The sequence below is a fragment of the Ochrobactrum sp. PL_is501 genome, assembly GCF_055816895.1.
Genome location: NZ_JBVPGR010000036.1, coordinates 103,222 through 130,190 on the forward strand (window position 1 = coordinate 103,222; position 26,969 = coordinate 130,190).

Here is a 26,969-nt window from a genome sequence, read left to right on the forward strand (position 1 = left end):
ATTCGCGATGGAGCGCGTCTGATGGCCAAGGCGCGTGTTCAGTTCATCTGCCAGAATTGCGGCACGGTCCATTCGCGCTGGGCGGGCAAGTGCGATTCCTGCGGCGAGTGGAACACGCTCGTTGAGGAAGGCACGAATAGCGGCATCGGCTCCGGACCGGGCGCCATGCTGTCGAAGCGCAAGGGGCGCGCTGTCGCCCTCACCTCGCTTTCCGGCGATATAGAGGACGCGCCGCGCATCATTTCCGGCATCAGCGAGCTTGACCGCGTTACCGGCGGCGGTTTCGTGCGCGGTTCTGCGCTTCTGATCGGCGGCGATCCCGGTATCGGCAAATCCACGCTTTTGACACAGGCTGCCGCTGCCCTTTCCAATCGCGGTCATCGCATTGTCTATGTTTCAGGTGAAGAAGCGGTCGCACAGATCCGCTTGCGCGCCCAGCGTCTGGGCGTGGCCTCGTCGGCGGTGGAGCTTGCCGCTGAGACCAATGTCGAAGACATTATCGCCACTATTTCAGACGCCAAACGGCCCGATCTCGTCATCATTGATTCCATCCAGACGCTGTGGACCGACATGGCGGATTCCGCGCCCGGCACGGTCACACAGGTACGCTCGTCGGCACAGGCGCTGATCCGCTATGCCAAGCAGACAGGCGCAGCGGTTGTGCTGGTCGGCCATGTGACCAAGGAGGGCCAGATCGCCGGTCCCCGCGTGGTCGAGCACATGGTTGACGGCGTTCTTTATTTCGAGGGCGAAGGCGGTCACCATTACCGCATTCTGCGAACGGTGAAGAACCGCTTCGGCCCGACCGACGAAATCGGCGTTTTCGAAATGTCGGATGGCGGCTTGCGCGAAGTGTCCAATCCGTCTGAGCTTTTTCTCGGCGAGCGCAATGCCAAGGCTCCCGGCGCCGCCGTCTTCGCCGGCATGGAGGGCACGCGCCCAGTGCTGGTGGAAATCCAGGCGCTTGTCGCGCCCTCCTCGCTCGGCACGCCGCGTCGCGCGGTCGTCGGCTGGGATGGCGGGCGACTTGCCATGATCCTTGCCGTTCTCGAATCGCATTGCGGCGTTCGTTTCGGCCAGCACGATGTCTATCTGAATGTTGCAGGCGGTTATCGCATCAGCGAGCCTGCTGCGGATATAGCTGTGGCTGCCGCACTGGTTTCATCCATGGCCGGTATTGCCCTTCCGCCAGATTGTGTTTATTTCGGCGAAATCAGCCTTTCCGGTGCTGTTCGTGCGGTAACGCATGCGGTACAGAGGCTCAAGGAAGCGGAGAAACTCGGCTTCCGGCAGGCAGAAGTGCCCGGCGGCAGCGGCGAACTCTGGAAAGATCGCAGCTTCCGCCTCATGGAAACTTCGGCTCTGCCCGATCTTGTGGCGCGTATTGCGGCTTCAGGTTCCGGAAAGAAGCAATAAATCTGGAGTTTTATGACTGGAAGAATCTGTCAACCTTCCGGTGATAAGCTCCAGCATCTTTGACTGCCCTGCGCACTGAAATGATTGCGCAAAATAACTGAGGACAGGCCAGAATGCCGATAACCATGCTTGATGGAATTCTACTCGGGATAACGCTGGTTTCAGCCGTTCTGGCGATGGTTCGCGGGTTCTCCCGCGAAGTGCTGTCGCTGGTGTCGTGGGCGGCAGCTGCAGCTGCGGCATTCCTGTTTTACAAACCGGTACTGCCTTACGTAAAGCCGTATATCAGCAATGACACAATCGCCATGATTGCAGCTATGGCCGCAGTTTTCCTTGTAGTGCTGATTGTTGTCTCTCTGATTACAATGAAAATTGCCGATTTCATCATCGATAGCCGTATCGGCGCCCTTGACCGCACACTCGGTTTCCTCTTCGGCGCTGCTCGCGGGGTTCTTCTCGTCGTGGTTGCGATGCTGCTGTTTACATGGGCAGTACCAGACAACCAACCTAGCTGGATTACCAATGCAAAATCGAAGCCAATGTTGGACTCACTAGGCGAACAACTTATGGGTCTCCTGCCTAAAGATCCCGAGTCAGCTCTGCAGAAATTCAAGCCGCAGCAGAATGCTCCCGCTTCGGGTGAGCAGGAAGAAGCGCCGGTTCCGGACGATACGCCTGCGCAGCAATAAGCCGTTTTCGATTATCGGGAAGCCGTCAGCCACGCTGGCGGCTTTTCTGATTCTGCAACCAAAATAGCCAAGTTGACGCTCAAACATTGTCATTTCAGTTCCGCGATCATATTTCAGGCGGGAATTTGCGAGATTATTCGCGAGCATCGTGCGATACTGATATTCATGAGACTATATCGACGCAGCGGCGAACTCTTCGCTTTTAACAAAAAGCCATCTTGTGATAGAGAGGCGCTTTAGTTGCCTCTGCAATCGAAAGGCCTTGCGGCAATGACCAGCCATTCTTCTGAAAATGCCTCCTTTATGCTGGATGAAGACACCCTGCATGAAGAGTGCGGCGTATTTGGCATTCTTGGCCATGAAGACGCAGCCGCGTTGACCGCGTTGGGCCTGCATGCCCTTCAGCATCGCGGACAGGAAGCCGCCGGCATCGTTTCCTATCACAACCGCCGTTTTCATTCCGAGCGTCATATGGGCCTCGTCGGCGACCATTTCACCGATGCGGCGACGCTGCACCGTCTGCCAGGCGACCGCGCCATCGGCCATGTGCGTTATTCCACCACCGGCGAGACCATCCTGCGCAATGTGCAGCCATTGTTCGCGGAACTGGAAGTTGGCGGCATCGCCATCGCTCACAACGGCAACTTCACCAACGGCCTCACGCTCCGCAAGCAGCTGATCGCTTCCGGCGCGATCTTTCAGGCGACATCCGACACGGAAGTCGTGCTGCATATGATTGCCCGCTCGCGCCACTCATCCTCGTCCGACCGTTTCGTCGATGCCATCCGGCAGGTTGAAGGCGGCTATGCCATGCTGGCGCTGACCCGCACCAAGCTGATCGCCGCGCGCGATCCAATCGGCATCCGCCCGCTCGTCATGGGCGAACTGGACGGGAAACCAATCTTCTGCTCGGAAACCTGCGCCCTCGACATTATTGGAGCGAAATATATTCGCGACGTCGAAAACGGCGAAGTGATTATCTGCGAGATCCAGAAAGACGGCTCCATCACGACCGAATCCATCAAGGCTGAAAATCCGCAGCCAGAACGGCTCTGCCTGTTCGAATATGTCTATTTCGCCCGCCCTGACTCGGTCGTCGGCGGTCGCAGCGTCTATGTTGCGCGCAAGAACATGGGCATGGAGCTTGCCAAGGAAGCCGGTATCGAGGCCGATGTCGTTGTGCCGGTGCCCGATGGCGGCACGCCTGCCGCTCTCGGCTTCGCGCAGGCAAGCGGCATTCCGTTCGAATATGGCATCATCCGTAACCATTATGTAGGCCGCACCTTCATCGAGCCGACGCAGCAAATTCGCGCGCTGGGCGTGAAGCTGAAACATTCGGCCAACCGCGCCATGATTGAAGGCAAGCGCGTGGTGCTGGTGGATGATTCCATCGTGCGCGGCACCACTTCCGTCAAGATCGTGCAAATGATCCGCGATGCAGGCGCAAAGGAAGTACATATTCGCGTGGCAAGTCCCATGATTTACCACCCGGATTTCTACGGTATCGACACCCCCCATGCCGATAAGCTGCTGGCAAACCAGCATGAAGACCTCGAATCCATGTGCCGCTATATCGGCGCGGATTCTCTGGCCTTCCTTTCCATCGACGGTCTGTACAAGGCTGTGGGCGGAAAGCCACGTGATCCGAAAGCACCGGCCTTTACCGATCACTACTTTACGGGCGAATATCCAACCCGTCTTCTCGATCAGGAAGGCGAGAGCAACGTCCATACGCTGTCTCTCCTCGCCAGCAACGGCTGATCGCCCAATCCTTTCACGCAGGCGGCCCAAAAGGCCGCCTGTTTCTTGTGTTTGAATGACATATGGGGACTAGATGAGCATCGACCTTACGGGCCGCATTGCACTGGTAACAGGCGCATCGCGCGGTATCGGCTATTTTCTTTCGCTTGAACTGGCAAAACGCGGCGCGCATGTGATTGCGGTTGCGCGCACGGTCGGCGGACTGGAAGAGCTGGACGACGACATTCGCAAACTCGGCGGCAGTGCAACGCTGGTGCCTCTCGACATTACCGACATGGAAGCGATCGATCGCCTCGGTGGCTCCATTCATGAGCGCTGGGGCAAGCTCGATATCATGGTCGCCAATGCGGGCGTTCTCGGCACGATATCGCCCATCGGCCATGTCGAAGCCAAGACTTTCGAGAAAGTCATGAACGTCAACGTCACCAGTGTGTGGCGCCTCATCCGGTCCACCGATCCGCTGCTGCGCGCTTCCGATGCAGGGCGCGCCATTCTGCTTTCTTCCGGCGTGGCGCATACCTGCCGCGCCTTCTGGGGGCCTTATGCTGCCTCGAAAGCTGCTGTCGAAGTCATGGCACGCAGCTGGGCTGAAGAGACGAAGCAGATGAAGCTCAAGATCAACTCCGTCAATCCGGGTGCCACCCGTACGGCAATGCGCGCGCAGGCCATGCCGGGCGAAGATCCGGAAACACTGCCGACGCCGCAATCGGTTGCAGAAAAGATCGTCAAGCTTGCCGATCCGAAACTCGAAGTTAGCGGCAAACTTTTCGACGTCCGACAGGACCGCTTCCTCGACTATCATCTGCCGAGCTGATTTCTTTCTTCCGGCCTTGCCTGCAAGCGAGGCCGGTTCTATTTATTGCAATATCTTCCGCTTCTTGCCGCCTGGCGGCGCTTCTTTCAGCGGACAATTCCCCCCACTTCCAGCCCCCCTTCGTCACACGCGAACCATCTTGGCACGCGTGCCCTTTGCTATTGGAGGATCTATGACCAGAAATCACGAACGTTTCATCATCATCAGCGGCGGGCCGGGATCCGGTAAAAGTACGCTGATCGATGCGCTCGAAAAGGATGGCTTCGCCCGTACCGTTGAAGCTGGACGCGCCATTATTCAGGATCAGGTCGCTATCAGCGGCAATGCCCTGCCCTGGAAGGATCGCACGCTTTTTGCCGAGTTGATGCTTTGCTGGGAGATGCGCTCGCACGCGATGGCGGAGCAACAGTCGGGTACGGTTTTCTTCGATCGCGGTGTTCCCGACGTGATCGGCTATCTGACGGTGTGCGACCTGCCGGTTTCACAACACATGGAAGAAGCTGCCCTCCAGGTCAGATATAACAGAACCGTGTTCCTGGCGCCGCCATGGGCGGAAATCTTCGGGCAGGATGCAGAGCGCAAACAGGATTTCGAGGAAGCCGAACGTACTTTCGATGCGATGGACAAAACCTACAGGCGGCTCGGATATGAAATCGCGCTCCTGCCGAAAGTATCGGTCCAGGAGCGCGTCAATTTCATCAAGCAGGCCTTGCCATCAGTTGTCGTCTGACGGCACATCCTCTTCGGTGCTTGCCTTTTCCTCAGACTTGCGGTCGGCGGCTTCGCGCCGGTTCCAGGCTGCCAGACTGAACGGAAGAAACGCAAGATAGGCGAGCGCCGTGATGCTCAATGTCTGCCAGGTGAAGCTCATCAGGAACGCGACGTACACCACCACAAACAGGATCAGCGGCATGACGATATCGCGCCGGACAAGGCTGCCAGCCGATTTGCCATTATAAACCGGCAGGCGGCTTACCAACAGGAACGCAATGGCCACGGTATAGACCGCGACCCCGAAAGCAAGCGCGCGTGTCGGGGTGAGGCCGAGAAAGCCAAGATAGACCGGCAGCAGGACGAGCATCGCACCGGCGGGCGCAGGCACGCCGATGAAATAGTTGCTTTGCCATGCGGGACGGTTCGGGTCTTCCAGCATGACATTGAAACGCGCCAGCCGCAGGCAGCAGGCAATGGCGTAGAGAAGTGCCGCGATCCAGCCGAAAGAGCGCGCCTGATCAAGCATGAAGGCATAGAGCACCAAGGCAGGCGCCACGCCGAAATTGACGATATCGGCCAATGAATCCATCTGGGCGCCGAACTTCGACGATCCCTTCATCATGCGCGCGACCCGTCCGTCGATGCCGTCCAGAAAAGCTGCGACGAGCACCATCATAACGGCAAGCTCGAAACGGTTCTCGAAGGCCAGACGGATGCCGGTAAGGCCGGCGCAGATAGCCAGAACCGTTATGACATTGGGAACGACGATACGCAGGGGTATCTGCGACAGCTTCGGGCCGCGCGATGAATCCACGCGGCCATTGGGCTCAAAAGGCGGAAAAGGTGTTTCCATCGGCTCAGCCGATCCGCACCACAGGCTCACCGCGCACGCTGCCGTAATCGGCCAGCGCGGTTTCACCGGCCACAGCCGTCTGGCCAACAGCGACGCGAACGGTCGCTTCTGCCGGAAGATAGACATCGACGCGCGATCCGAAGCGGATCAGGCCGAACCGCTCGCCCACGGACAATTCATCATCCTCATTGGACCAGCAGACAATGCGTCGGGCAACAAGACCTGCAATCTGGACAACGCCGATCTTGCCGTGCGGGCTTTCGATCAGGACGCTGTTGCGTTCGTTTTCGGTGCTGGCTTTGTCCAGTTCTGCGTTGAGGAACTTGCCCGGACGATGCACGACCTTCTCGATCTTGCCGCGCACCGGCGAGCGGTTGATGTGGACCGAAAACACATTCATGAAGACCGACACGCGCATGCGTGGTTCGGCACCGAGGTCAAGTTCGGCGGGCGGGACAGCCAGACCGACGAAAGAAACCTTTCCGTCGGCTGGGCTGATGACCAGATCATCGTCCATCGGCGTCACGCGCTCGGGATCACGATAGAAATAGATGCACCAGACGGTCAGCACCATGCCGATCCAGAACAGCGGGTCCCAGAGCCAGCCGAGAATGAGCGAAACAACGAAAAAGCCCGCGATAAACGGATAGCCTTCCCGGTGGATCGGCACGAAAGTATTGCGGATAGTGTCAGTAAGGCTCATCGCTCTTCCTTTGAGTTTGGCCGTTATTTACCTCATCCTATCCGGAATCAAAATCCATTTCGCAAATTATTCACGGCTGTTAGGGCACGTGATCATGCCCTAATATAATTAACCACCCGCGAACCCGCTATTCCGCCGCCGGAACACCGCGCGAAACGACGCCCAGTTCGTCGCTTTGCCGCACCTGGCGCAGACGCTCTTCCGCCTCATCGGCCTCGCGCTGGCGAGCCCACATGGAAGCATAAAGCCCCTTGTGCTTGAGCAGCATGCGGTGCGTGCCTCTTTCGGCGATCAGGCCGTCTTTCAGGACGATGATCTCATCCGCGCCGATCACCGTCGACAGGCGATGCGCGATGACCAGCGTGGTCCGGCCCCGGCTGACAATGTCGAGTGCCGACTGGATTTCCTGCTCGGTTGCCGTATCGAGTGCGGAGGTAGCCTCATCGAGGATGAGGATCGGCGGAGCCTTCAGGATCGTGCGGGCAATGGCAACACGCTGTTTCTCTCCGCCAGAAAGCTTGAGGCCGCGTTCGCCGACCATGGACTGATAGCCTTCCGGCAGATGCTTGATGAAGCCCGAAATCTGCGCCAGTTCGGCTGCCTTTTCCACTTCTTCGGTGGTGGCATCGGGACGGCCATAACGAATATTATAGGCTATCGTATCGTTGAACAGGACGGTGTCCTGCGGCACCATGCCGATGACCTTGCGCAGGCTTTCCTGCGTAACATCGCGGACATCCTGCCCGTCGACGGAGACCGACCCGGACTGGACATCATAGAAGCGGAACAGGAGCCGCGAGATGGTCGATTTACCCGCACCCGACGGTCCGACAATCGCCACTGTCTTCCCTGCCGGAACTTCAAAACTGATGCCTTTGAGGATCGGACGGTTCGCGTCATAGGCGAAATGCACGTCGTCGAAACGAATTGCGCCGTGTTCGATTTTCAATGCCGGCGCATTGGATTTGTCGACGACTTCCTGCTTTACATCGAGAAGGTCGAACATCTGCTCGATATCGGTCAGGCCCTGACGGATTTCACGATAGATAAAGCCGATGAAGTTGAGCGGAATGGACAACTGCATCAGCAAGGCATTGATGAAAACGAAATCGCCGATGGATTGCGTCCCGGCCCGCACTTCCAGCGCCGACATGACCATGACAACCGCCATGCCGACACCAAAGATGACGGCCTGACCGAAGTTCAGCCAGCCGAGCGAGGTCCAGGTCTGGGTTGCCGCCTTTTCATAACGCGCCATCGAAGCATCGAAGCGCTGGGCTTCCATTTTCTCGTTGCCGAAATATTTGACCGTTTCGAAATTGAGCAGCGAGTCGATCGCCTTGGTGTTGGCGTCCGTATCGGAATTGTTCATTTCGCGGCGAATATTGATGCGCCAGTCACTCGCCTTGATCGTGAACCAAGTATAGAGCCAGACGGTTGCAGCCACCACGAGAAGGTATGAGATGCCGTAGGCGAAGGCGAAAATCACCGCCGTCAGCGCAAATTCCAGAATGGTGGGCAGTGTGTTGAGGATCGTGAAACGAACGATGGTTTCGATGCCCTTGGTGCCGCGCTCGATGACGCGCGAAAGCCCGCCTGTGCGCCGTTCCAGATGGAACCGCAAGGACAGCTGATGCATATGCACGAAGGTCTTATAGGCAAGCTGACGCACCGCATATTGGCCGACACTCGCAAACAATGCGTCGCGAAGCTGGTTGAGACCGGCTTGTACGATCTTGGCGCCGTTATAGGCCAACACCAGCATCACCGCACCAACCAGAAACAGCGGAAGATAATCCGGCGGGTTCAGCTGGCCGGTCAAGGCGTTCGTCACCCATTTGAAGAAATAGGGGACGAGGATCAGCACGATCTTGGAAATCACCAGATAGAACGTGGCCCAGACGACGCGCATGCGAAGGTCCGGCCTGTCGGAAGGCCACATATAGGGCCAGAGATTTCGCAGTGTCTTGAACGTCTCGCCGGAGTCGGCGGAAACCGTTTTGGGGGAACTCATATCAGGGTCTTTCAATCAAACAGAGCTGACGCAGCAGTCACCGGAGAAAGTGGCAAGATGCGCGCGAATCGCGGCCAGTTGCGGCCAGTTGATGCTGTAACGAGAGGTTTGGCGCTCGGGCCGGTAGTCGACCAGACCCGCCTGCACGAGAACCTTGAGGTGCTGGGAAACCGTCGATTGAGCGAGGTCGAGCTTGCCGACAATATCCTTGCAGCAGCAAGCCTCCTCCATCATCAGCTGGCGGATAATGCGAATACGGACAGGATGCCCCAGCGCGGCGCAAATGCGCGCCGCCGCTTCATCATCAATGCCGAGCTGCGCCACATCGGGGGCTGCTTCGGCCAAGTTTTTGTCCAGAACTATCTTCATCGTCTATCGACGATATACGATTATGCCCTGCAGTTCAAGATTTGGAGACGTTCATTCCAGAAAAGGCCAGCAAATGGGAACACACTATCGTGACTGGTGCACCCGACCGAAATGCGCCATCCCTTACAGGAAAGTGCAGTTCGGTTGCGAAAATGCTCATCAGTTCCTGTGCTCTTCCAGCTGGCGCTTGACCTCGTCCTCACCCAAAGGTTCCTTCGGCATATTGAACACCTGCCCCGGCCAGATCAGGTCCGGATTGCGGATCTGGTCGCGATTGGCAAGATAGATTGTCGTGTATCGTGTGCCTTTGCCATAGGTGCGCTTGGAGATCGTCCAGAGATTGTCTCCGCGCCGGATGATGACAGAACCTTCAACTTTCTGGAGCGGGGCCGCAGCTTCGCCATGCACGCCCGAAGGCGTGGTTGCCTGGCCGTCCGTATCGGAGGCAATGGCTGAAATATTTTCACCGGCTTCGCGGCGGAACGGCACGCGAGCTGTCGCTAAAACCCGATTGGCATTGTCAAGCAGGTCAGCGCGAATGATATAATCGCCGACACTGAGGGGCTGCTTGCTCTGCACCAGAAAACGGCCATCAGGTGAAATGGGGCTTGCGCCGAGCAACGTATCGTTGGCGTGAACGATCACGCGATTACCGCCCTTGGCCTTACCCGCCACGAACACGGATTGGCCTTCGATCTCCACTGCTTCAATGGCAATCGGCAAATCCTGCACAGGCTTGGATTCCGGCTTGCCATCCTTGGCCGGAGCTTCGGAAGCAGCTTCCGTATTTTCCTGCGGTTTCGCTGCCGTTTCCGGCTTTGTGATCAGGCGACTTGCCTGACCCGGCTCCTCGACCAGCGCCAGCACTTGTCCCGATTTGGTTTCTGGTACCGATACGATGGCGGTTTGCGCGGAAGTGGCAACATTGTTGTCCGCGCCGGTCGAGCGCAAGACAAGCTGGTGATCGCCCGCTTTCAAGGGTTCATCCAGCACAACGGCGAAATCGCCATTGGCTCCGGCCTTCGCCTTTCCGACAACGTTTGCCCCTGCCACAACCTCGACATCGGCATTGGGAAGCGCCTTGCCGGCGATCACGACCGAACCGTCAGGCTCGACGCGAAGAAGATCGAAAACCGGCGTCTTGTTCGGCTGTTCTGCGGGAGCGGCATCAGCCTGTTTGGCAGGCTCTTCGGATTGCGCGGCTTTCGGCTTCGCATCATCGGGCGCAGGGTTGGTCGCCTCTGGCGCTTTGGTCTCCGATGGCGTTGCTTGAGGCTGCGTTGGCACATCGCCTGACACTGGCGCAGCAACATTGGATTGCGGCACCTCAACGCGGGATCGTGTTGCATTCCAATAGAGGCCGAGCCCGACAACAATTGCGACGAGCCCGATACCGAGCAATCCTAACCTGTTCTTTTGCATTTCGTTTCGAAACCCACGCCAGAGACTATAATGACGGGTTTATAGCTTTTGGCTTCCCCCCACAAGAAATCTGCACCGAAACGGCAAAAGGTACGAGGCTTTTTATTAGCAGGGTTATTGTTCTACACAGTTTGTCGGCTTCGACTGGTCCGGATCGTCCATAAGGTTATAAAGATCGGCCGTTTCGCCCTTGGTCCACCAGATATAAACGCCGCCGGCATATTTGGCCCCAGAGCCGGAGAGGACGTTGGAGGCGATGACGGTTTCGTCTTCCAGCTCCAGTTCGGCAAGCGAAATATCACCGGCATTGTAGTAGGTTACCGACACATTATTCTCGCCGCATTTGTAGAGAACGGAGTTGGTCGTCACTTCGGTGTCGTCCGGCAGCTTGATATTGATCTCGCCCGCTGATGCGGATGAGGCGGCAAAGGTAAGCCCGAGAAACACAACCCAGTTCTTCATATCCAATCCACTTCTCGATCTGGAACACATACTGATTGAGATATAACAATCGCCACAAATGTCCAACAGGACTGGCCCGTGACCAAAATCTCTCCGCTAATTGAAATCGCAAGCGCTTGACGCTGAAAGGCCAAAAGCGCACAAGAAATCATGTCTGAGATTCGATCCATCTGTGTTTATTGCGGCTCTTCTACGGGCCTGAATCCCATCTATCGTGAAGCGGGCGTTACGCTTGGCCGCTCCATTGCCGAACACGGCCTGCGCCTTGTTTATGGCGGCGGCACGCGCGGCATCATGGGCGCGGTTGCGCAAGGCGTGATGGAAGCTGGCGGCGAGGTTACCGGCATCATCCCGACCTTCCTGCTCGACAAGGAAGCGAGCCTCGAAAAGGCCCAACAGCTGACCGAGCTCATCGTCGTCGGCGACATGCATGAGCGCAAGCACCTCATGTTCCAGAAATCGGATGCGTTTGTCACGCTGCCGGGCGGCATCGGCACGGTTGAAGAAATCGTGGAAATGATGACCTGGGCGCAGCTCGGCAAGCATCGTAAGCCAATGGTTTTCGCAAACATCAACAATTTCTGGCAGCCTATGCTCTCACTGCTTGAGCATATGGCGGCGGAAGGCTTCCTGCATACCGCGCATCAGGTGAAGCCATTGGTGATCGACAAAGCGGAAGACATCGTTCCCGCCATCATCGCCGCCAATGGCAAGGCGCATGAAGGCGACCAGAAGATCATCGAGAAGATGTGATCGCGGCGGCTTTCACCAGAACACATGAGCATACGGCAGGGGCGGAGCGATCCGCCCTTAATCTTATCCGGGAGAGGTTGATGAAGACCATCGGTCTGATAGGCGGAATGAGCTGGGAAAGCTCGCAGGAATATTATCGGATCATCAATCAGGAAATCCGCGCACGGCTTGGCGGAACGCACTCCGCCAAGAGCATCATGTGGTCCATGGATTTCGGTGAAATCGAGGGCCTCCAGCATGAAGGCCGATGGGATGAGCTGACCACACTCATGATCGAGGCCGCGCAGAACCTTGAACGGGGCGGCGCGGATTTTATCCTGATCTGCACCAACACCATGCACAAGATGGCTGCGGACATCGAAAACACCACATCTATCCCGCTCTTGCATATTGCCGACCCCACGGCGGAAAAGATCAAGGCAGCAGGCCTTTCAAAAGTCGGGCTCCTCGGCACCGCCTTCACGATGGAACAGGATTTCTATAAGGGCCGCCTCGCGGCCAAACATGGGCTTGAGGTGCTAACGCCCGACGATGCCGACCGCAAGACCGTGCACGACATCATCTATCAGGAGCTGGTGATTGGCGAAGTGCGCGATGCGTCACGCGAAAAATACCGCGCTGTCATCCATCGTCTGGTTGGGCGCGGGGCGGACGCCATCATTCTCGGCTGCACCGAAATCATGCTGCTCATCGGCCAGCAAGATAGCCCTGTGCCGGTTTTCGACACGACACGATTGCATGCCGAGGCGGCGGTTGATGCCGCCCTTTCCTCAAAATCCTGAGAAAACCCTGGAGATTTTACCCGGCAGGAAAACCATTCTTTCCGGAACTTCAATGCCATTCGCTTGCTTCCCGTCGAGCGCCGTGCAAATATTCAACCATATGGTTGACTATCTTTCGCAATGCAGTATATTCAACCTCACGGGTGAATAATGAACGATGATGCTTTGTCGCATATTCTCAAGGCCGTGGGGGACGTTACCCGACGGCACATCTTGACGCTTCTCGTACAGGAGGGCGCGTCAAGGGTGACTGCGCTCGCCGCTCATTTCGACATGTCGCTCAACTCGGTCTCCAAACACATCAAGGTGCTGGAGGAGGCAGGGCTGGTCACCCGCAAGACTTTAGGACGCGAGCATTTCATTGCCGCCGAGCTGGAGCCCGTGCGGGAAGTGGAGGCATGGTTTGCGGAACTGAAGTCTGTCTGGGAACTGCGCCTCACGGCGCTGGAAGATGTACTCGTTTCTAAGGAACATGAAAATGAGTGAGCTCGAACTGACAGTCAATCGCAGGATTGCGGCCCCACGGGAGAAGGTATTCAACGCATGGCTGTCGCCTGAAACGCTGGCGAAATTCATGCGCGCATCAAGTGACAGCACCGGACCTTCCGATGTCAGCACGGATGCGGTGAAAGGCGGACGCTTTTCCATCGTCATGCACATGGTCGATCGCGACGTGCCCCATTCGGGCACTTATCTGGAAATCGACCCACATTCACGCCTGGCGTTCACGTGGAATTCGCCCCACTCGCTGGACGACAGCGTGGTGACGATAGACCTCAAGGAAGTAGATCCAAATACCACCGACATTACGCTGAAACAGGTCAAGTTCCGCAGCCCTGAAGCCCGCGACGGCCATATCAAAGGCTGGACCACCATTCTGACGAATTTCGACGGACTGGCCAACTGATCCTGCCGACAGAAATGAAAATGCCGGGTGATCGAGCCCGGCATTTATCGATTTACTTCTTCACCAGTGTCGCCACGGCTTCAACATGCGGCGACCAGAGGAACTGGTCAATCGGCGTGACACGCGTGACGCGATAACCGCCTTTTGTCAGAATGGCGAGGTCGCGAGCCAGCGTCACCGGATTGCACGAAACCGCGACAACCTTTTCCACCTTGGATTTTGCCAGTTCAAGCGCCTGCTCTTCTGCGCCTGCCCGCGGAGGATCGAAAACCACGGCATTGTAGGTCAGCAGTTCCTTCGGCATCAGTGGCCGGCGGAACAGATCGCGCCGCTCAACCGAGACGGGCTTCAAGCCCTGCACATGGCGCACGCCTCGATCAAGAGCCGCAAGCGCCAGCGCGTCGTTCTCGACCGCATGAACCGCGCTCTTTTCCGCAATCCGCAGCGCAAATGTGCCGACGCCGCAGAACAGGTCCGCGACACGCTTGGCTTTGCCGAAATGATCCAGCACCAGCTGCACCATTGCTTCTTCCGCATCGGTCGTTGCCTGCAAGAAGCAGCCGGGCGGCACCGGCACCGGCACCTTACCGAAGTGAATGAGCGGCTTTTTCGGCTCAACGATGATTTCGCCTTCATGCGAAAGACGCGCAAAGCCCTTTTTCATGACAAGAGCGGTCAGCGCGCGCCGTTGATCGTCGCTCAGCTTGCCGCAGCCGCTCGCCGCGAGATCAAGACCGGATGCAGTCAACGTCACCGCCAGCTTGAAGGGCTTGGAGCCAGGCGCGATCAAAGCACCAACTTCACGCAAATCGTCAAGCCGCGCAATGATCTCGGGAACAGTTACCGCACATTCAACGATGTCGATGATTTCGTGGCTCAAGTGACGGTTGAAGCCAAGCAGGACGCCCTTCTCCGTCTTGCGTGCCGCAAAAACAGCGCGGCGGCGCGTACGCGGCTGGCAAGCGACCAGAGGCGCAACTTCCGCATCAATCCCCCTGCCCTTCAGCGCGGAGACGACCAGTTCGCGCTTCCACAGACGATAGGGTTCATCCTGCCAGTGTTGCAAGGCGCAGCCACCGCAATCCTCGAAATGCTGGCAGGCGGGCGCCTGACGCTCAGGCGATGTTTCCAGAAGAGCCATAACCGTCGCTCGGTTCTTGTCACGCGCGACATTGGCCACCTCGCCCGGCAGCGTGAAAGGCACATAAATCTGGCCGTCTGGAAGGTTGGCGACGCCATCGCCGCCCGCACCAATCGAGCGGATTGTAATCTGGGTCGTCATCGGTCTTTCTTTCCTGCCAGGAGATATTCACGATTGCCATCTCCGCCTTCGATAGGCGATGGGCAGAGGCCGAGCGCACGCCAACCTGCCTGCGTCTCCAGCCACGATTTCAGTTCTTCCGCAATGCGTTCGCCATCTTTCGGATCGCGCAGAATGCCGCCCTTGCCGATGGCCTCGCGCCCCGCTTCAAATTGCGGCTTTACGAGAAGCGCGCAGATAGCATCTTTTTGCGCCAAGGCCAATGCCGGGGGCAAGGCCAGTTTGAGCGAGATGAAACTGACATCCGAAACCACGCAATCGATTTCGCGCCCATCCAGATGGGAGAGCTCAAGCCCGCGAGCATTGAGCCCTTCCTTGTTGGTTACACGAGGGTCGGCGCGCAGGGATTCATGCAACTGGTCATGGCCGACATCGATAGCCAGAACATGGCTTGCACCCCGCTCCAGAAGCACCTGCGTGAAGCCGCCTGTCGAAGCGCCAATGTCGAGCGCTGTGCGCCCTTTCACATCGACGTCGAAATGGTCGAGCGCCGCGATTAGTTTCAGGGCAGCACGAGAAACATAGGCGCTTGCCGGATCATCAACGGCGATCTTCGCCGTGCGCGGAACCGTCTGGCCCGGCTTGGTGACGGGCTTGCCGTCCACCTTGACCGTGCCGCGCTGGATTGCATCCCGCGCCCGCGAGCGCGTTGCAAACAGCCCAAGCTCCACCAGCAACTGGTCGAGCCGCAGGTTCTTATCGCCACCCGGTTCAGGCACGGTGGGAGGTAGTCAGTTGGTCGCGGCCAAGAGCGGCAAACACCGCATGTACGATGCCCGTCCGGTCGAGACCGGCCTCGGCATACATGGCGTCCGGCTTGCCGTGATCCTGATAGCTGTCCGGCAAGGCCAGCGCGCGCACTTTGAGGCCACGATCCAGAAGTCCGTCCGTGGCGAGGAATTGCAGCACGTGGCTGCCAAAACCGCCAACCGCACCCTCTTCCACCATCACCAGCACTTCATGCTCACGCGCCAGACGGCGGATCAGATCATGATCGAGCGGCTTGGCAAAACGTGCATCAGCAACCGTGGTCGAAAGACCGGCAGCGCCCAGCTCATCGGCGGCGGCAAGACATTCCTGCAAGCGCGTTCCGAAGGAGAGGAGCGCGACCTTCGTGCCCTCGCGCACGATGCGCCCCTTGCCGATTTGAAGCAGTTGCCCGCGTTCAGGCAGATCGACACCGACACCATCGCCGCGCGGATAGCGGAAGGAAATCGGACCTTCGTCATATTCAGCGGCCGTGCGCACCATATGGCGCAGTTCGGCCTCGTCGGAAGCGGCCATCACCACGAAACCGGGGAGAGCGGCAAGGAATCCTGTATCGAACGAGCCTGCATGGGTCGGGCCATCGGCCCCAACCAGACCGGCGCGATCGATAGGGAAGCGCACCGGCAGGTTCTGGATCGAAACGTCGTGCACGACCTGATCGTAACCGCGTTGCAGGAAGGTGGAGTAGATCGCACAGAACGGCTTGAAACCTTCACTTGCGAGACCGGCGGCGAAAGTCACCGCATGTTGCTCGGCAATGCCGACATCGAATGTGCGCTGCGGGAACACCTCGCCAAAAAGATCAAGCCCGGTGCCCGACGGCATGGCGGCGGTGATCGCCACTATTCTGTCGTCGTGGCGAGCTTCTTCAATAAGGCTGGTGCCGAAAATCTTGGTATAGCTCGGCGCATTTGCGGGCGGCTTCGACTGCTGACCGGTTATGACGTCGAATTTATTGACGCCGTGATATTTGTCGGCGGCAGCTTCCGCAGGCGCATAACCCTTGCCCTTTTGCGTGACCACGTGGATCAGTACCGGGCCTTCCTGCGTGTCGCGCACATTTTTCAGGATCGGCAACAGGTGATCCAGATTATGCCCGTCAATGGGGCCGACATAATAGAAGCCAAGCTCTTCAAACAGCGTGCCGCCAGTGAAAAAGGCACGCGCATATTCTTCCGACTTGCGGGCCTTGTCCTGAAGGAACTTCGGCAGTTTTTTGGCGACCTGCTTGGCGGCTTCGCGGACGCTGCGGTAAGTCTTGCCGGAGACGAGACGCGCCAGATAAGCACTCATTGCGCCGGTCGGCGGCGCAATCGACATGTCATTATCGTTAAGAATGACAATAAGGCGCGCATCCAGCGCACCGGCATTGTTCATCGCTTCATAGGCCATGCCTGCCGACATGGAACCATCGCCGATGACCGCAATCACATTGCGCTTTTCGCCCGAAAGATCGGATGCGACGGCCATGCCGAGGCCAGCCGAAATCGATGTCGAAGAATGCGCCGCCCCGAAAGGATCATATTCGCTTTCAGTGCGCTTGGTGAAACCAGAAAGGCCGCCGGTCTGGCGCAATGTGCGGATGCGGTCGCGACGCCCGGTCAAAATCTTGTGCGGATAGGCCTGATGGCCAACGTCCCAGATGATGCGGTCGTGCGGGGTATCGAAGACATGGTGCAATGCCACGGTCAGTTCCACCACACCCAATCCCGCGCCCAGATGCCCGCCAGTGGTCGAAACCACGTCGATCAACTCCGCGCGCAATTCCTGCGCGAGCTGCGGCAAGTCGGATTCCGGCAATGCACGCAGGCGATCCGGGGTCGGCGCCTTGTCGAGCAATGGGGTCAGGGGTCGGGACATTAAAACAACCTGTTTCTGGTTCGGCCTTGTTGTCGGTATAGCAGCTACGCGACGGGATCAAGCAGGGAGACATCGTGTCCCAACTCAATTCATTTCATTCAGGCAAAGGTATGAAATCCTTTTCGTCACCGGGCACAATATCAAAACGCCCGGTTCGCCATTCTTCCTTGGCCTGCTCAATCCTCTCCCGTGAAGAGGATACGAAATTCCACCATACATAGCGCTTCGAGCCAAGGGCCGCACCGCCAAAAAGCATGATATGCGCTCCCTCCGGTCCGGCCTGCACTACGATATCGTCGCCGGGGCGAAAGGCCAGCAAGCGATCAGGCGGGAACACTTCTCCGCCAATGCCGACATTGCCCTGCAACGTATAGATAGCACGTTCTTCAGCCACGGGCGGGATCGGGAAACGTCCGTTCGGCTCAATTCGAATATCTGCATAGAGCGTATCGGCGTGCTGGATCACCGGAGACTTCAGCCCCAGCATGGCCCCCATGATCAGGCGGCCGGAAAAATCACGGTCCTCCATCACCGGCAGATCGGGAGCATTGGTATGAAAAAATTCCGGGTTGATTTCTTCCAGTGCGTCAGGAAGCGCGAGCCATGTCTGAATACCGGAAATCGACAACGGTCCGTTGCGTTCCTCTTCCGGCGACCGTTCCGAATGCACAATGCCCCGGCCTGCCGTCATCAGGTTCACATCACCAGGACGGATGACCATTTCAGTGCCGAGACTATCCCTATGCCGGATATGCCCGTCAAAAAGATAGGTCACCGTGGAAAGGCCAATATGCGGATGCGGGCGCACATCCAGCGCATCGCCATCGCGCAGAACAGCCGGCCCCATGCGATCGAAGAAAATGAACGGCCCCACCAGACGGCGACGCACCGTTGGCAAAGCGCGCCGCACTTCCAGCCCGCCAATGTCGCTTGTACGCGGGATGACCAGCGTTTCGATGCTATCTACCGAGGTCTTGTCGCCAAGAACCGGATCAGGACACGGAAAGAAACTCATGAAACGCGACTCCAGCCATTAATCTGTAGAGCTTATATAAGAGCTGATTGCAGTTTATCGAAAGCGCATTCAAAACAAAACCGCACCGGCGAGCGGTGCGGTTCAGTCTCCATGCAAAATCCTGTCAGCGCCCTTGCAACAGCTTGGAAAGCGCACTGGTGTCGGGAACCTGTCCGTTCGTCGTCAGCTTGTCCACCAAGCCCGGCAGCACCTGCGAGAGCTGGTCCAGAAGCTCCTGCTGATCGATGCCGGCATGCGCCGCGATTTCACTGAGCGTTTTCTGGCCGAGCGCATCGCCAAGCTGCCCTGGCTCGATTGGATGGTTGGAACCCTGACCAACCCACGAATCCACCTTGTCGCCGAGACCAGCCTGCTTGAGTTGATCGAGAAGACCGCCAAGTCCGCCGCCGAGAGGTCCCGGCGCGGAGGGAGCCGCAGAAGCATTGCCGGCAGCCGCACCACCGAGCAGACCACCAAGCCCGCCAAGGATGCCGCCGAGCAGCCCGCCGCCTGCCTGGGATTGATCCGGCACCGGCACAGGCTGCGCCGGAGCAGCCGCCGTATCGTCGCCATGGCCCTTCAACATCTTGCCGATCAGCAGGGCGCCGAGCGCAATCAGAACCGGCTTCGCCAGGCTTCCGCCAGGAATAGGCGAATTGCCCGAGTTGTCGTCATAACTTCCCATCACACGATACTCCCTGTTATCCGATGCCAACGGTGCATTCGGTAAGATAAAGGTAAATGGGTTTCCCATTTTGACAAGCATTATACCTTGCAAATTTTGTAGCAGTGTGAAAATTTCCTAAGTGCGTGATGCAAAAGTGTATTTACGCATCGGGAGATATTAGATGTCTGTTATAAGCTGGATAATACTAGGCTTGATTGCCGGCTTCATCGGCAGCAAGATTGTCAATAAAAGCGGCCAGGGCCTTTTCCTGGATATTGCTCTCGGCATTGTCGGCGCCATCGTCGGCGGTGTGATTTCGTCTCAGCTTTTTGGACGTGGCGTCACCGGCGCGTTCGATCCGATCAGCCTTGTTATTGCGATAGTCGGCTCAATAATCGTGTTGTGGGTGTACCACGCAATTACCGGCAAGCGTTCCATCGGTTGATGTGATAGATACAGATTTCAGGCTCCGGCTCGTCCGGGGCCTTTTATCGTGTTTCGATCTGACTGGGATCAGATCGGCGTTTGCCGAAAGACCTGCAAATCAATGAGCTTTCTGGAACCTTATATTGCCGCATATGGCGCGCTGGCGCTTTTCTTTATCGTATATTTTGAATCATTCGGCGCCCCCTTGCCCGGCGAAAGCGCCCTCATAGCAAGCTCGCTGCTTGCGCTGCACGGAACGCTGAACATCGAAGCTGTGCTTCTCGCGGTTTTTGTTGGCGCGGTGCTAGGTGATTGCACAGGCTATCTGATCGGGCGTTTTGGTGGACGCCGACTGATCTTGCGATACGGCCATCTCGTCAAACTCACGCCGGAACGTCTGGAGCAGTTTGAAAAACTCTTCGACAGCAAGGGAATTTATGTGGTCGCAACGGCGCGCTTCGTCGTGCTGCTGCGACAGCTTAACGGCATTGTTGCGGGTTCAATGAAAATGAACCCGCTGCATTTTCTGGCCACCAATATTGTCGGCGCTGCAGGATGGACGCTTGCCTGGGGACTTGGCCCCTACATGCTGAGCGGCGTTTTAGCACCTTACATCACCCAGCTCAAAACGCTCTTCTGACCGGAAACACTCTGGCCGATATTACTCAGGGTCCAGCGGTTCCGTTCCGACCGGCTGCCCATCACGGCCAATGCGGATTTTCTCCACCTTGTCCTCGGCGGATTTCAGAAGCGTGTCGCAATGCTTCTTCAGGGCTTCGCCGCGCTCATAGATGCGAATGGATTCCTCCAGCGGCACGTCGCCCCGCTCCAGATCGTCGACGATCTTCTCAAGCTGCTTCAGCGCATCCTCGAAGCTCATTACCGCAATGTCGGCGTTGGACGGTTCGGTTACCATGATTCATCCTTTCAACAGCCGCGTAATATGCGTAGACGCGGACTGCGACAAGCCCTCTAGATCATATCCACCTTCGAGCACACTCACTAGCCGGTGATCGCAGAACCTTTCTGCCCGCTCCATGAGTTTGCCCGTCGCCCAATCAAAATCCGCTTCGTCAAGATTAAGCTCGGCCAGCGGATCACGAAAATGAGCATCGAAGCCCGCCGAAATAAGGATCAAATCTGGCCGGAAATTGTCCAAGGCAGGCAATACACGACTATTAAATGCCTCGCGAAATTCGCGACTTCCCGTATCGGGGGAAAGCGGCGCATTGAAGATATTGCCGACGCCGGTTTCATCCTTCGCACCCGTGCCGGGATATAAAGGAAACTGATGCGTCGAGCAGAACAGGACGCTTGGATCGTCCTTGAAAATATCCTGCGTTCCGTTTCCGTGATGCACGTCCCAATCGACGATGGCGACGCGCTCGGCACTGTGGCGGCGCTGTGCATGGCGGGCAGCAATCGCAACATTGTTGAAAAGGCAAAAACCCATTGCTGTGGAACGTTCGGCATGATGTCCCGGCGGGCGAGCCGCAACGAACACATTATTTGCAGCACCCGAAAATACATCATCAACCGCAGCCGTGGCCGCACCGATTGCCGTCAGCGCGGCTTCCAGACTTTTCGGGCTGACATAAGTGTCCCCGTCGAGCCGCACCACGGGCGCCGGTGCTTCCTCGTCCAGAGAAGGCTCGGGTATTCCGGCGCGTATCGCTTCCAGATGTTCTTCCGGATGCGCAAGAAGTACAGCCGTCTCGTCGGCGCGCGGTGCTTCAACCCGGTCGAGCCGATAGAAATCCGGCCCCTCCAATTCACTCATCAGCGCCCGGATGCGATCCGGACGCTCGGGATGGCCGGGCGGTGTCAAATGTTCCAGATAGATCGGATGCCAGTAAAGCCGTGTCGTCATAGTTTCACTATAGCATCTCACCGGCACATGACCATGACGGCCATGCGCCTGATCTGTCTGAAACGCGGTTAGATGATTTCCGTGCGGGCGATGTGAATGCCGAAGCCTTCAAGACCGACATAGTGGCGCTCGCGCGACGCCAGAAGCACAATCGACGTGATGCCGAGATCCTTCAATATCTGTGCGCCAAGACCGATCTGACGCCACTCTTCCTCGCGGGCAACCGCTTCGGCGTGGCTTTCATGCTCGCCCTGGATCGCATCGCGAGCGCGGGTATCGTGATGATCGGAACGCACGCCGACAGAGCCTTCGCGCAGATAGACCAGTACGCCGCGACCTTCCTTGCCCATCTTTTCCATGATGGCGTCAAGATTGCTGCTGCCTTTGCCGAAAACGTCGTTCAGCACATCCTCGCGGTGCAGGCGAACCGGCACTTCCTCACCGTCACGAATGTCGCCGAATACGACGGCCACGTGCTGCATCGGTTCCCATGGCAGTTCATATGTGTAGGCGTGGGCGCTTCCCGCACAGGTGCTTACGAGTGCATCGCCAACGCGCTTGACCAGCGTTTCCTTGCGCTGGCGATAGGCGATGAGGTCGGCAACCGTGACCCGATGCAGAGCGTGTTTTTCGGCAAAAGCCTTTACGTCGGGGCCGCGCATGACGGAACCGTCATCGTTGACCAGCTCGCAGATCACGCCGATCGGCGGGAGATTTGCGAGCTTGCAGAGGTCGACAGCGGCTTCCGTATGGCCGGACCGCATCAGAACGCCGCCTTCGCGGGCAACCAGCGGGAAAATATGGCCGGGACGCACGAAATCCGAAGCGCCTGCATTGGGATTGGCCAGATTGCGAACGGTCAGCGTGCGGTCTTCCGCCGAAATGCCGGTCGTGGTGCCATGGCGGTAATCGACCGTAACAGTGAACGCTGTCGTGTGGGCAGATTCGTTTTCAGCAACCATGGGTGCGAGGTTGAGCCGCTTGGCTTCCTCGCGTGTCATCGGCGTGCAGACGATACCGGACGTATGACGAACGATGAAGGCCATCTTTTCCGGCGTGCAATGCACGGCGGCGACAATCAGGTCGCCTTCGTTCTCGCGCCCGTCATCATCCATGACTACAACGATTTCGCCGCGTTCGAATGCACGAAGCGCATCAACGACCTGTTTCTGATTATAGCTCATTTCGACCTCTATATGTCAGACAACCGACTGGCCCAATCGCCGGTTAGATTATGGCCAGTCTGGCCCCAAATGAATCAGACGCGGCCAGTCTGGCCGCGATGACGCAGATAATGATCGGCAATCGCGCAAGCCACCATCGCCTCGCCGATTGGCACGGCGCGAATGCCCACGCATGGATCATGACGGCCCTTGGTCATCACATCCACTTCCTGGCCGTCCTTATCGACAGAGCGGCGCGGGGTCAGAATCGACGAGGTCGGCTTGACCGCGAAACGCGCCACAACCGGCGCGCCGGTTGCGATGCCACCCAGAATGCCGCCTGCATGATTGGACAGGAACAACGGCTTGCCGTCATTGCCCATGCGCATTTCGTCAGCATTTTCTTCGCCGGTGAGACGCGCCGCCTCGAAACCATTGCCGATTTCGACGCCCTTCACGGCGTTGATCGACATCAGCAGGCTGGCAATGTCCTGATCAAGCTTGCCATAGATCGGCGCGCCAATGCCAGCAGGCACGCCTTCAGCAACAATCTCGATGACCGCACCGACCGACGATCCGCTTTTGCGAATGCCATCGAGATAGTCCGCGAACAATTCGACCGAACCCGCATCCGGCGAGAAGAAAGGATTGTTGTCCACTTCGGACCAGTTCCAGCGACGGCGGTCGATGCCGTGCACGCCCATGGCAACCAGCGCGCCCTTGACTTCCAGCCCCGGCACGATCTTGCGCGCTATGGCGCCAGCTGCAACACGGGCTGCGGTTTCACGCGCCGACGAACGCCCGCCGCCGCGATAGTCGCGAATGCCATATTTGACGTCATAGGTGTAATCGGCATGGCCGGGACGGTACTGGCGAGCAATCTCGCCATAATCCTTGGAGCGCTGATCGGTATTCTCGATCATCATCGAAATCGGCGTGCCGGTGGCCGTCATGGTCACGCCGTCATCGCCCAGAAGAACGCCGGAAAGCACGCGCACCTGATCGGGTTCGCGGCGCTGCGTGGTATATTTGGACTGGCCGGGCTTGCGCTTGTCGAGATAGGCCTGAATTTCAGCTTCCGTGAACGTGATGCCGGGCGGGCAGCCGTCAACAACGCAACCGAGCGCCAGACCGTGACTTTCGCCCCAGGTGGTTACGCGGAACAGATGGCCGAAACTATTGTGAGACATGCGCGACGCCTGAATAAATTGTCCTTGTCCGGAGCAGGCCAAGGAGAGAGCAGCTACTTTACGGGCCGGTTTTATTGGGCTTTTTGACGCCGGTCAAATCAAGCTCTCCGGCGACGTAAAATTTCCTTCTGAAGATCGATATCCGGCATTTTTTTTGACACATTCAGCACGTTACATTGTGGGATATCCGGCGCGACGCGCCAAAACACCAAATAGCGACAATCGTGTCGAATCGGTCAGGCGACAACCCAATCCGAGGCACAACCAAAGGAACGGAAGTCATGCATTATCTGGTCGGATTAATCCTCATCGTTGCTTCGCTTTTCTCCACGGTAGCGATGGCGGACGATGCCGAAGGCAAGATCACCGGTATCAACAAGGACAGCGAAACCATTACGCTGGATGACGGCCAGACATACAAGCTGCCTGGCGAGTTCGATTATAGCGCGATCAACAAGGGCATGAAGGTCCTTATCATTTATGATATGGTCGACAGCACGCGCTTCATCACCGATATTCAGGAAGCGCCGTAAGCAGACCTTGACGGGCTAATTCGCGCGCGTTGAATGATCGGTTAAAGGGTCACGTGCCCGTCAACACATGTAACGACATTGCCGCCAATCCAAATGCCATCGACTTCGCGCCGGACGTGAATGCGCCCTGCCCGCCCAAGGACAGTGCCTTGGCTGGCAACATAGGATTCGTCCGCTATACCACTGCCGATCAACCACTGGGCTATGCCCGCGTTTAGACTTCCTGTAACCGGATCTTCAAAGCCAGCCGCTGTAAAAGCCCGGACTTCAAAATCGGCAGCGGAATCGTCCTCGGCCTGTCTCCATGGTGCGACGACACCAACCCGCAGGCCAGAAATTGCCGCGAAATCTGGACGAAGGGCTAAAACGTCCTCCCTGCTTTTCAGAAGGACAGCCAGCCAGCCCGGACCGTTGTCGAGCCACCGCGCATCAACAATAGTGTCCATGCTGATATGCAAGGCTCCTGCGATACGTTGCAGCAATTGCGGTTCAAGGGCATCGCTTCTGATGAGCTCGGGGGCGGCAAAGGAAAGCATGTCGCCGTTCCTGCGTATGCGGATCAATCCGGCCTCGCATTCCTGCACGACCTCCCCACCATCGGCTCTCCCATTCGAAGCGAGCCAGACATGACAGCTCCCTAAAGTCGGGTGTCCCGCAAAAGGTAACTCACGCGACGGGGTGAAAATCCGGACGCGATAGTCTGCCCCGATTTTTGTCGGCTTTAGCAGAAAAGTAGTCTCGCTCAGATTGGTCCAGTTTGCAAACGCAGCCATTTGGGTGTCGTCCAAACTATCTGCATCGACAACGACAGCCAGCGGATTCCCGCCCAACGGCCGGGACGCGAAGACATCGACCTGCTGAAATTTGAACGTAAGACCTTTAGAACCGAGCATCATCCCCCCCCCCCCGAAATGTGGCTTTCAATATTTGATCGGTTCAGTCGTCGACTGCTCGTGTCTCAAATCCACTCAAGCTTGCCGTTTTCGAACTTCAGAAGCTTGTCCTGCGGGATGGATAGATTAGCGGCGGCGTGGCCATCCATATCGCCGTAAAGGTAAAACAGCGTGCGAATGCAGCCGCCATGCGTCACACAGACGGTAGGCCATTCCACAGCTTCCACCCAGCGCCCGATACGGCGCGAGAGGCTCATATAGCTTTCAGCGGTTGCGCCCGGCGGCACAAAATTCCACTTGTCGCGGGCGCGCGCTTCGAGGAGATCTTCGCGTTCCTTGGCAATGTCTTCCATCATGAAGCCTTGCCAATCGCCGAAATTGACTTCCATCAGCTGCGGGTCTGTGCGGTAATCATAAGGGTCGAGCCCCATGCGCAGGCGGATGCGCTCCATCGTTTCGCGGGTTCGACGCAGAGGGCTTGCCACGAAGTCGAAGCCCGCGCCGTCACCGATCAGCGATTTCAGCATATCGCCATTGCGATCCGCCTGAGTGCGGCCATGGGCATTGATATCGATGTCGAGCTGTCCCTGAATGCGCTGCGAAACATTCCAGTCCGTCTCGCCGTGACGCGAAAAGTAGATGATTTCCCGAGCCACAGCTCTACCCCAATATGCCGTCAGTCGTTGTATGCATAGCTTTCCCGCATCGGGAAAGAAAAATCCCGAAAAGCCGGTCAGCTTTTCGGGATTTGATATTCGCTGCTTCAGTCTTTCACGACCGAAATATCCGGCGCGTCGACCGCTTTCATGCCGATGACATGATAACCGCTATCCGCGTGATGGACTTCACCGGTCACCGAACGGGACAGGTCGGAAAGGAAATAAAGGCCGACATCGCCCACTTCCTCGATGGTGACGGTACGGCGCAGCGGCGCGTTGTACTCGTTCCACTTGAGGATATAGCGGAAATCGCCGATGCCGGAGGCGGCGAGCGTCTTGATCGGGCCTGCCGAAATCGCATTGACGCGAATGTTCTGCGGTCCAAGATCAACGGCCAGATATTTCACGCTGGCCTCAAGGGCAGCCTTGGCGACACCCATGACATTGTAGTTCGGCATGACCTTTTCGGCGCCATAATAGGTCAGTGTCAGGATCGAGCCGCCGTCAGCCATCAGCTTTTCCGCGCGGCGCGAAATCGCCGTCAGCGAATAGACCGAAATCAGCATCGTGTTGGTGAAATTCGCTTCCGAAGTATCGACATAGCGCCCCGTCAGCTCGTCCTTGTCGGAAAAACCGATGGCGTGCACGACGAAATCGAGCTTGCCCCACTTCTTTTCAAGCGTCTCGAAAACAGCATCGATGCTGGCGGCATCCGCCACATCGCAATGTCCGGCAACGAAAGCGCCAAGCTCTTCAGCCAGAGGCTCGACACGCTTCTTCAATGCATCGCCCTGATAGGTGAATGCGAGCTCTGCGCCTGCATCGCGAGCGGCCTTGGCAATACCCCATGCGATGGAGCGGTTGTTGGCGACGCCCAGAATCAATCCACGCTTGCCCTGCAACAAACCTGACTGTGCGGTCATTAGGGGTCCTCATTGAAAACAA

At 57.6% G+C, this 26,969-nt stretch carries 30 protein-coding genes; 12 read left to right on the forward strand and 18 right to left on the reverse strand.

Annotated features, from left to right (window positions below):
- Window positions 1-21 precede the first annotated feature (21 nt).
- The 5 genes from radA (at window position 22) to AC0TOF_RS13880 (ending at window position 5,410) form a co-directional block, all read left to right on the forward strand.
- The gene (gene radA, locus AC0TOF_RS13860) at window positions 22-1,416 is read left to right on the forward strand and encodes a DNA repair protein RadA (protein WP_021586124.1); all 1,395 of its coding nucleotides are present in this window, start codon (window positions 22-24) and stop codon (window positions 1,414-1,416) included.
- Between the two features lie 113 nt (window positions 1,417-1,529).
- On the forward strand, window positions 1,530-2,105 hold the full coding sequence (locus AC0TOF_RS13865; RefSeq protein WP_473768695.1) for a CvpA family protein: 576 nt from the start codon (window positions 1,530-1,532) through the stop codon (window positions 2,103-2,105).
- A 270-nt stretch (window positions 2,106-2,375) separates the two neighbouring features.
- A complete protein-coding gene (gene purF, locus AC0TOF_RS13870) occupies window positions 2,376-3,866 on the forward strand; it encodes an amidophosphoribosyltransferase (protein ID WP_122003203.1) in 1,491 nt (496 codons plus the stop codon).
- A 73-nt stretch (window positions 3,867-3,939) separates the two neighbouring features.
- The gene (locus AC0TOF_RS13875; protein WP_121980549.1) at window positions 3,940-4,680 is read left to right on the forward strand and encodes an SDR family NAD(P)-dependent oxidoreductase; all 741 of its coding nucleotides are present in this window, start codon (window positions 3,940-3,942) and stop codon (window positions 4,678-4,680) included.
- Between the two features lie 172 nt (window positions 4,681-4,852).
- Window positions 4,853-5,410, forward strand: coding sequence for an AAA family ATPase (locus tag AC0TOF_RS13880; protein ID WP_473768696.1), 558 nt, complete (start codon window positions 4,853-4,855; stop codon window positions 5,408-5,410).
- Here the strand turns inward: AC0TOF_RS13880 and pssA are convergent.
- The 6 genes from pssA to AC0TOF_RS13910 all read right to left on the reverse strand — a co-directional run bounded on the left by pssA (window position 5,396) and on the right by AC0TOF_RS13910 (window position 11,217).
- Window positions 5,396-6,247, reverse strand: coding sequence for a CDP-diacylglycerol--serine O-phosphatidyltransferase (gene pssA / locus AC0TOF_RS13885; protein ID WP_473768697.1), 852 nt, complete (start codon window positions 6,245-6,247; stop codon window positions 5,396-5,398). The two genes, AC0TOF_RS13880 and pssA, sit on opposite strands and share 15 nt — an antisense overlap.
- 4 nt (window positions 6,248-6,251) lie before the next feature.
- Window positions 6,252-6,950, reverse strand: a complete 699-nt coding sequence (locus AC0TOF_RS13890) for a phosphatidylserine decarboxylase (protein WP_473768698.1) — start codon at window positions 6,948-6,950, stop codon at window positions 6,252-6,254.
- A gap of 127 nt (window positions 6,951-7,077) precedes the next feature.
- On the reverse strand, window positions 7,078-8,964 hold the full coding sequence (locus AC0TOF_RS13895) for an ABCB family ABC transporter ATP-binding protein/permease (RefSeq protein ID WP_473768699.1): 1,887 nt from the start codon (window positions 8,962-8,964) through the stop codon (window positions 7,078-7,080).
- A gap of 15 nt (window positions 8,965-8,979) precedes the next feature.
- A complete protein-coding gene (locus AC0TOF_RS13900) occupies window positions 8,980-9,333 on the reverse strand; it encodes an ArsR/SmtB family transcription factor (protein ID WP_473768700.1) in 354 nt (117 codons plus the stop codon).
- A gap of 159 nt (window positions 9,334-9,492) precedes the next feature.
- A complete protein-coding gene (locus AC0TOF_RS13905) occupies window positions 9,493-10,755 on the reverse strand; it encodes an Ig-like domain-containing protein (RefSeq protein ID WP_473768701.1) in 1,263 nt (420 codons plus the stop codon).
- Between the two features lie 114 nt (window positions 10,756-10,869).
- On the reverse strand, window positions 10,870-11,217 hold the full coding sequence (locus AC0TOF_RS13910) for an MliC family protein (protein ID WP_122003195.1): 348 nt from the start codon (window positions 11,215-11,217) through the stop codon (window positions 10,870-10,872).
- 150 nt (window positions 11,218-11,367) lie between these two features.
- Here AC0TOF_RS13910 and AC0TOF_RS13915 point away from each other — a divergent pair, with 150 nt between their 5' ends.
- The 4 genes from AC0TOF_RS13915 (at window position 11,368) to AC0TOF_RS13930 (ending at window position 13,659) form a co-directional block, all read left to right on the forward strand.
- Window positions 11,368-11,970, forward strand: coding sequence for an LOG family protein (locus AC0TOF_RS13915; protein ID WP_473768702.1), 603 nt, complete (start codon window positions 11,368-11,370; stop codon window positions 11,968-11,970).
- An 80-nt stretch (window positions 11,971-12,050) separates the two neighbouring features.
- Window positions 12,051-12,752, forward strand: a complete 702-nt coding sequence (locus AC0TOF_RS13920; protein WP_473768703.1) for an aspartate/glutamate racemase family protein — start codon at window positions 12,051-12,053, stop codon at window positions 12,750-12,752.
- A 150-nt stretch (window positions 12,753-12,902) separates the two neighbouring features.
- Window positions 12,903-13,238 (forward strand): ArsR/SmtB family transcription factor, encoded by a 336-nt coding sequence (locus AC0TOF_RS13925; protein WP_021586135.1) that lies wholly within the window; start codon window positions 12,903-12,905, stop codon window positions 13,236-13,238.
- Window positions 13,231-13,659, forward strand: a complete 429-nt coding sequence (locus AC0TOF_RS13930) for an SRPBCC family protein (RefSeq protein WP_113368648.1) — start codon at window positions 13,231-13,233, stop codon at window positions 13,657-13,659. Before AC0TOF_RS13925 ends, AC0TOF_RS13930 begins: the two co-directional genes overlap by 8 nt.
- Before the next feature lie 52 nt (window positions 13,660-13,711).
- On the opposite strand, the gene AC0TOF_RS13935 is transcribed toward AC0TOF_RS13930, so the two are convergent.
- The 5 genes from AC0TOF_RS13935 to AC0TOF_RS13955 form a co-directional block, all read right to left on the reverse strand.
- Entirely contained in the window at window positions 13,712-14,941 is a 1,230-nt protein-coding gene (locus AC0TOF_RS13935) for a class I SAM-dependent RNA methyltransferase (protein WP_473768704.1), read from the reverse strand.
- Window positions 14,938-15,699, reverse strand: coding sequence for a TlyA family RNA methyltransferase (locus AC0TOF_RS13940; protein WP_473768705.1), 762 nt, complete (start codon window positions 15,697-15,699; stop codon window positions 14,938-14,940). The genes AC0TOF_RS13935 and AC0TOF_RS13940 overlap by 4 nt, the downstream gene beginning before the upstream one ends.
- Window positions 15,692-17,608: a 1-deoxy-D-xylulose-5-phosphate synthase gene (gene dxs / locus AC0TOF_RS13945; RefSeq protein WP_473768706.1), complete on the reverse strand. Its 1,917-nt coding sequence runs from the start codon at window positions 17,606-17,608 to the stop codon at window positions 15,692-15,694. Before dxs ends, AC0TOF_RS13940 begins: the two co-directional genes overlap by 8 nt.
- A gap of 94 nt (window positions 17,609-17,702) precedes the next feature.
- Complete coding sequence (locus tag AC0TOF_RS13950) at window positions 17,703-18,623, reverse strand: pirin family protein (protein WP_473768707.1); 921 nt, start codon at window positions 18,621-18,623, stop codon at window positions 17,703-17,705.
- Window positions 18,624-18,747: 124 nt separating this feature from the next.
- Entirely contained in the window at window positions 18,748-19,308 is a 561-nt protein-coding gene (locus AC0TOF_RS13955; protein WP_122003188.1) for a YidB family protein, read from the reverse strand.
- A 163-nt stretch (window positions 19,309-19,471) separates the two neighbouring features.
- On the opposite strand from AC0TOF_RS13955, the gene AC0TOF_RS13960 reads away from it, so the two are divergent.
- Window positions 19,472-19,735, forward strand: coding sequence for a GlsB/YeaQ/YmgE family stress response membrane protein (locus tag AC0TOF_RS13960; RefSeq protein WP_071633375.1), 264 nt, complete (start codon window positions 19,472-19,474; stop codon window positions 19,733-19,735).
- 102 nt (window positions 19,736-19,837) lie between these two features.
- Entirely contained in the window at window positions 19,838-20,356 is a 519-nt protein-coding gene (locus AC0TOF_RS13965) for a DedA family protein (protein WP_473768708.1), read from the forward strand.
- Between the two features lie 21 nt (window positions 20,357-20,377).
- On the opposite strand, the gene AC0TOF_RS13970 is transcribed toward AC0TOF_RS13965, so the two are convergent.
- From AC0TOF_RS13970 to aroC, 4 genes are all read right to left on the reverse strand, one after another.
- Window positions 20,378-20,632 carry an exodeoxyribonuclease VII small subunit gene (locus tag AC0TOF_RS13970; RefSeq protein ID WP_002963588.1) on the reverse strand — a complete coding sequence of 85 codons (255 nt, stop codon included), beginning with the start codon at window positions 20,630-20,632 and terminating at the stop codon, window positions 20,378-20,380.
- Between the two features lie 3 nt (window positions 20,633-20,635).
- Window positions 20,636-21,586 carry a histone deacetylase family protein gene (locus AC0TOF_RS13975; protein ID WP_473768709.1) on the reverse strand — a complete coding sequence of 317 codons (951 nt, stop codon included), beginning with the start codon at window positions 21,584-21,586 and terminating at the stop codon, window positions 20,636-20,638.
- A 68-nt stretch (window positions 21,587-21,654) separates the two neighbouring features.
- Window positions 21,655-22,770, reverse strand: a complete 1,116-nt coding sequence (ribB, locus tag AC0TOF_RS13980; protein WP_122003184.1) for a 3,4-dihydroxy-2-butanone-4-phosphate synthase — start codon at window positions 22,768-22,770, stop codon at window positions 21,655-21,657.
- A gap of 74 nt (window positions 22,771-22,844) precedes the next feature.
- The gene (gene aroC, locus AC0TOF_RS13985; protein WP_473768710.1) at window positions 22,845-23,939 is read right to left on the reverse strand and encodes a chorismate synthase; all 1,095 of its coding nucleotides are present in this window, start codon (window positions 23,937-23,939) and stop codon (window positions 22,845-22,847) included.
- 281 nt (window positions 23,940-24,220) lie between these two features.
- Here aroC and AC0TOF_RS13990 point away from each other — a divergent pair, with 281 nt between their 5' ends.
- Window positions 24,221-24,472 carry a DUF1344 domain-containing protein gene (locus AC0TOF_RS13990; RefSeq protein WP_010658359.1) on the forward strand — a complete coding sequence of 84 codons (252 nt, stop codon included), beginning with the start codon at window positions 24,221-24,223 and terminating at the stop codon, window positions 24,470-24,472.
- A gap of 41 nt (window positions 24,473-24,513) precedes the next feature.
- Here AC0TOF_RS13990 and AC0TOF_RS13995 read toward each other — a convergent pair whose 3' ends face one another.
- The 3 genes from AC0TOF_RS13995 to fabI form a co-directional block, all read right to left on the reverse strand.
- On the reverse strand, window positions 24,514-25,368 hold the full coding sequence (locus AC0TOF_RS13995) for a PhzF family phenazine biosynthesis protein (protein WP_473768711.1): 855 nt from the start codon (window positions 25,366-25,368) through the stop codon (window positions 24,514-24,516).
- Window positions 25,369-25,430: 62 nt separating this feature from the next.
- A complete protein-coding gene (locus tag AC0TOF_RS14000) occupies window positions 25,431-26,021 on the reverse strand; it encodes a histidine phosphatase family protein (RefSeq protein WP_122003181.1) in 591 nt (196 codons plus the stop codon).
- 107 nt (window positions 26,022-26,128) lie between these two features.
- The gene (gene fabI / locus AC0TOF_RS14005; RefSeq protein WP_006466187.1) at window positions 26,129-26,947 is read right to left on the reverse strand and encodes an enoyl-ACP reductase FabI; all 819 of its coding nucleotides are present in this window, start codon (window positions 26,945-26,947) and stop codon (window positions 26,129-26,131) included.
- Window positions 26,948-26,969 lie beyond the last annotated feature (22 nt).

What these genes read in the sequence shown, in the direction of transcription:
- radA (WP_021586124.1), top strand. Translation starts at nt 22, where the DNA reads ATGGCCAAGGCGCGTGTTCAGTTCATCTGCCAGAATTGCGGCACGGTC.
- AC0TOF_RS13865 (WP_473768695.1), top strand. Translation starts at nt 1,530, where the DNA reads ATGCCGATAACCATGCTTGATGGAATTCTACTCGGGATAACGCTGGTT.
- purF (WP_122003203.1), top strand. Translation starts at nt 2,376, where the DNA reads ATGACCAGCCATTCTTCTGAAAATGCCTCCTTTATGCTGGATGAAGAC.
- AC0TOF_RS13875 (WP_121980549.1), top strand. Translation starts at nt 3,940, where the DNA reads ATGAGCATCGACCTTACGGGCCGCATTGCACTGGTAACAGGCGCATCG.
- AC0TOF_RS13880 (WP_473768696.1), top strand. Translation starts at nt 4,853, where the DNA reads ATGACCAGAAATCACGAACGTTTCATCATCATCAGCGGCGGGCCGGGA.
- pssA (WP_473768697.1), bottom strand. Translation starts at nt 6,247, where the DNA reads ATGGAAACACCTTTTCCGCCTTTTGAGCCCAATGGCCGCGTGGATTCA.
- AC0TOF_RS13890 (WP_473768698.1), bottom strand. Translation starts at nt 6,950, where the DNA reads ATGAGCCTTACTGACACTATCCGCAATACTTTCGTGCCGATCCACCGG.
- AC0TOF_RS13895 (WP_473768699.1), bottom strand. Translation starts at nt 8,964, where the DNA reads ATGAGTTCCCCCAAAACGGTTTCCGCCGACTCCGGCGAGACGTTCAAG.
- AC0TOF_RS13900 (WP_473768700.1), bottom strand. Translation starts at nt 9,333, where the DNA reads ATGAAGATAGTTCTGGACAAAAACTTGGCCGAAGCAGCCCCCGATGTG.
- AC0TOF_RS13905 (WP_473768701.1), bottom strand. Translation starts at nt 10,755, where the DNA reads ATGCAAAAGAACAGGTTAGGATTGCTCGGTATCGGGCTCGTCGCAATT.
- AC0TOF_RS13910 (WP_122003195.1), bottom strand. Translation starts at nt 11,217, where the DNA reads ATGAAGAACTGGGTTGTGTTTCTCGGGCTTACCTTTGCCGCCTCATCC.
- AC0TOF_RS13915 (WP_473768702.1), top strand. Translation starts at nt 11,368, where the DNA reads ATGTCTGAGATTCGATCCATCTGTGTTTATTGCGGCTCTTCTACGGGC.
- AC0TOF_RS13920 (WP_473768703.1), top strand. Translation starts at nt 12,051, where the DNA reads ATGAAGACCATCGGTCTGATAGGCGGAATGAGCTGGGAAAGCTCGCAG.
- AC0TOF_RS13925 (WP_021586135.1), top strand. Translation starts at nt 12,903, where the DNA reads ATGAACGATGATGCTTTGTCGCATATTCTCAAGGCCGTGGGGGACGTT.
- AC0TOF_RS13930 (WP_113368648.1), top strand. Translation starts at nt 13,231, where the DNA reads ATGAGTGAGCTCGAACTGACAGTCAATCGCAGGATTGCGGCCCCACGG.
- AC0TOF_RS13935 (WP_473768704.1), bottom strand. Translation starts at nt 14,941, where the DNA reads ATGACGACCCAGATTACAATCCGCTCGATTGGTGCGGGCGGCGATGGC.
- dxs (WP_473768706.1), bottom strand. Translation starts at nt 17,608, where the DNA reads ATGTCCCGACCCCTGACCCCATTGCTCGACAAGGCGCCGACCCCGGAT.
- AC0TOF_RS13950 (WP_473768707.1), bottom strand. Translation starts at nt 18,623, where the DNA reads ATGAGTTTCTTTCCGTGTCCTGATCCGGTTCTTGGCGACAAGACCTCG.
- AC0TOF_RS13955 (WP_122003188.1), bottom strand. Translation starts at nt 19,308, where the DNA reads ATGGGAAGTTATGACGACAACTCGGGCAATTCGCCTATTCCTGGCGGA.
- AC0TOF_RS13960 (WP_071633375.1), top strand. Translation starts at nt 19,472, where the DNA reads ATGTCTGTTATAAGCTGGATAATACTAGGCTTGATTGCCGGCTTCATC.
- AC0TOF_RS13965 (WP_473768708.1), top strand. Translation starts at nt 19,838, where the DNA reads ATGAGCTTTCTGGAACCTTATATTGCCGCATATGGCGCGCTGGCGCTT.
- AC0TOF_RS13970 (WP_002963588.1), bottom strand. Translation starts at nt 20,632, where the DNA reads ATGGTAACCGAACCGTCCAACGCCGACATTGCGGTAATGAGCTTCGAG.
- AC0TOF_RS13975 (WP_473768709.1), bottom strand. Translation starts at nt 21,586, where the DNA reads ATGACGACACGGCTTTACTGGCATCCGATCTATCTGGAACATTTGACA.
- ribB (WP_122003184.1), bottom strand. Translation starts at nt 22,770, where the DNA reads ATGAGCTATAATCAGAAACAGGTCGTTGATGCGCTTCGTGCATTCGAA.
- aroC (WP_473768710.1), bottom strand. Translation starts at nt 23,939, where the DNA reads ATGTCTCACAATAGTTTCGGCCATCTGTTCCGCGTAACCACCTGGGGC.
- AC0TOF_RS13990 (WP_010658359.1), top strand. Translation starts at nt 24,221, where the DNA reads ATGCATTATCTGGTCGGATTAATCCTCATCGTTGCTTCGCTTTTCTCC.
- AC0TOF_RS13995 (WP_473768711.1), bottom strand. Translation starts at nt 25,368, where the DNA reads ATGATGCTCGGTTCTAAAGGTCTTACGTTCAAATTTCAGCAGGTCGAT.
- fabI (WP_006466187.1), bottom strand. Translation starts at nt 26,947, where the DNA reads ATGACCGCACAGTCAGGTTTGTTGCAGGGCAAGCGTGGATTGATTCTG.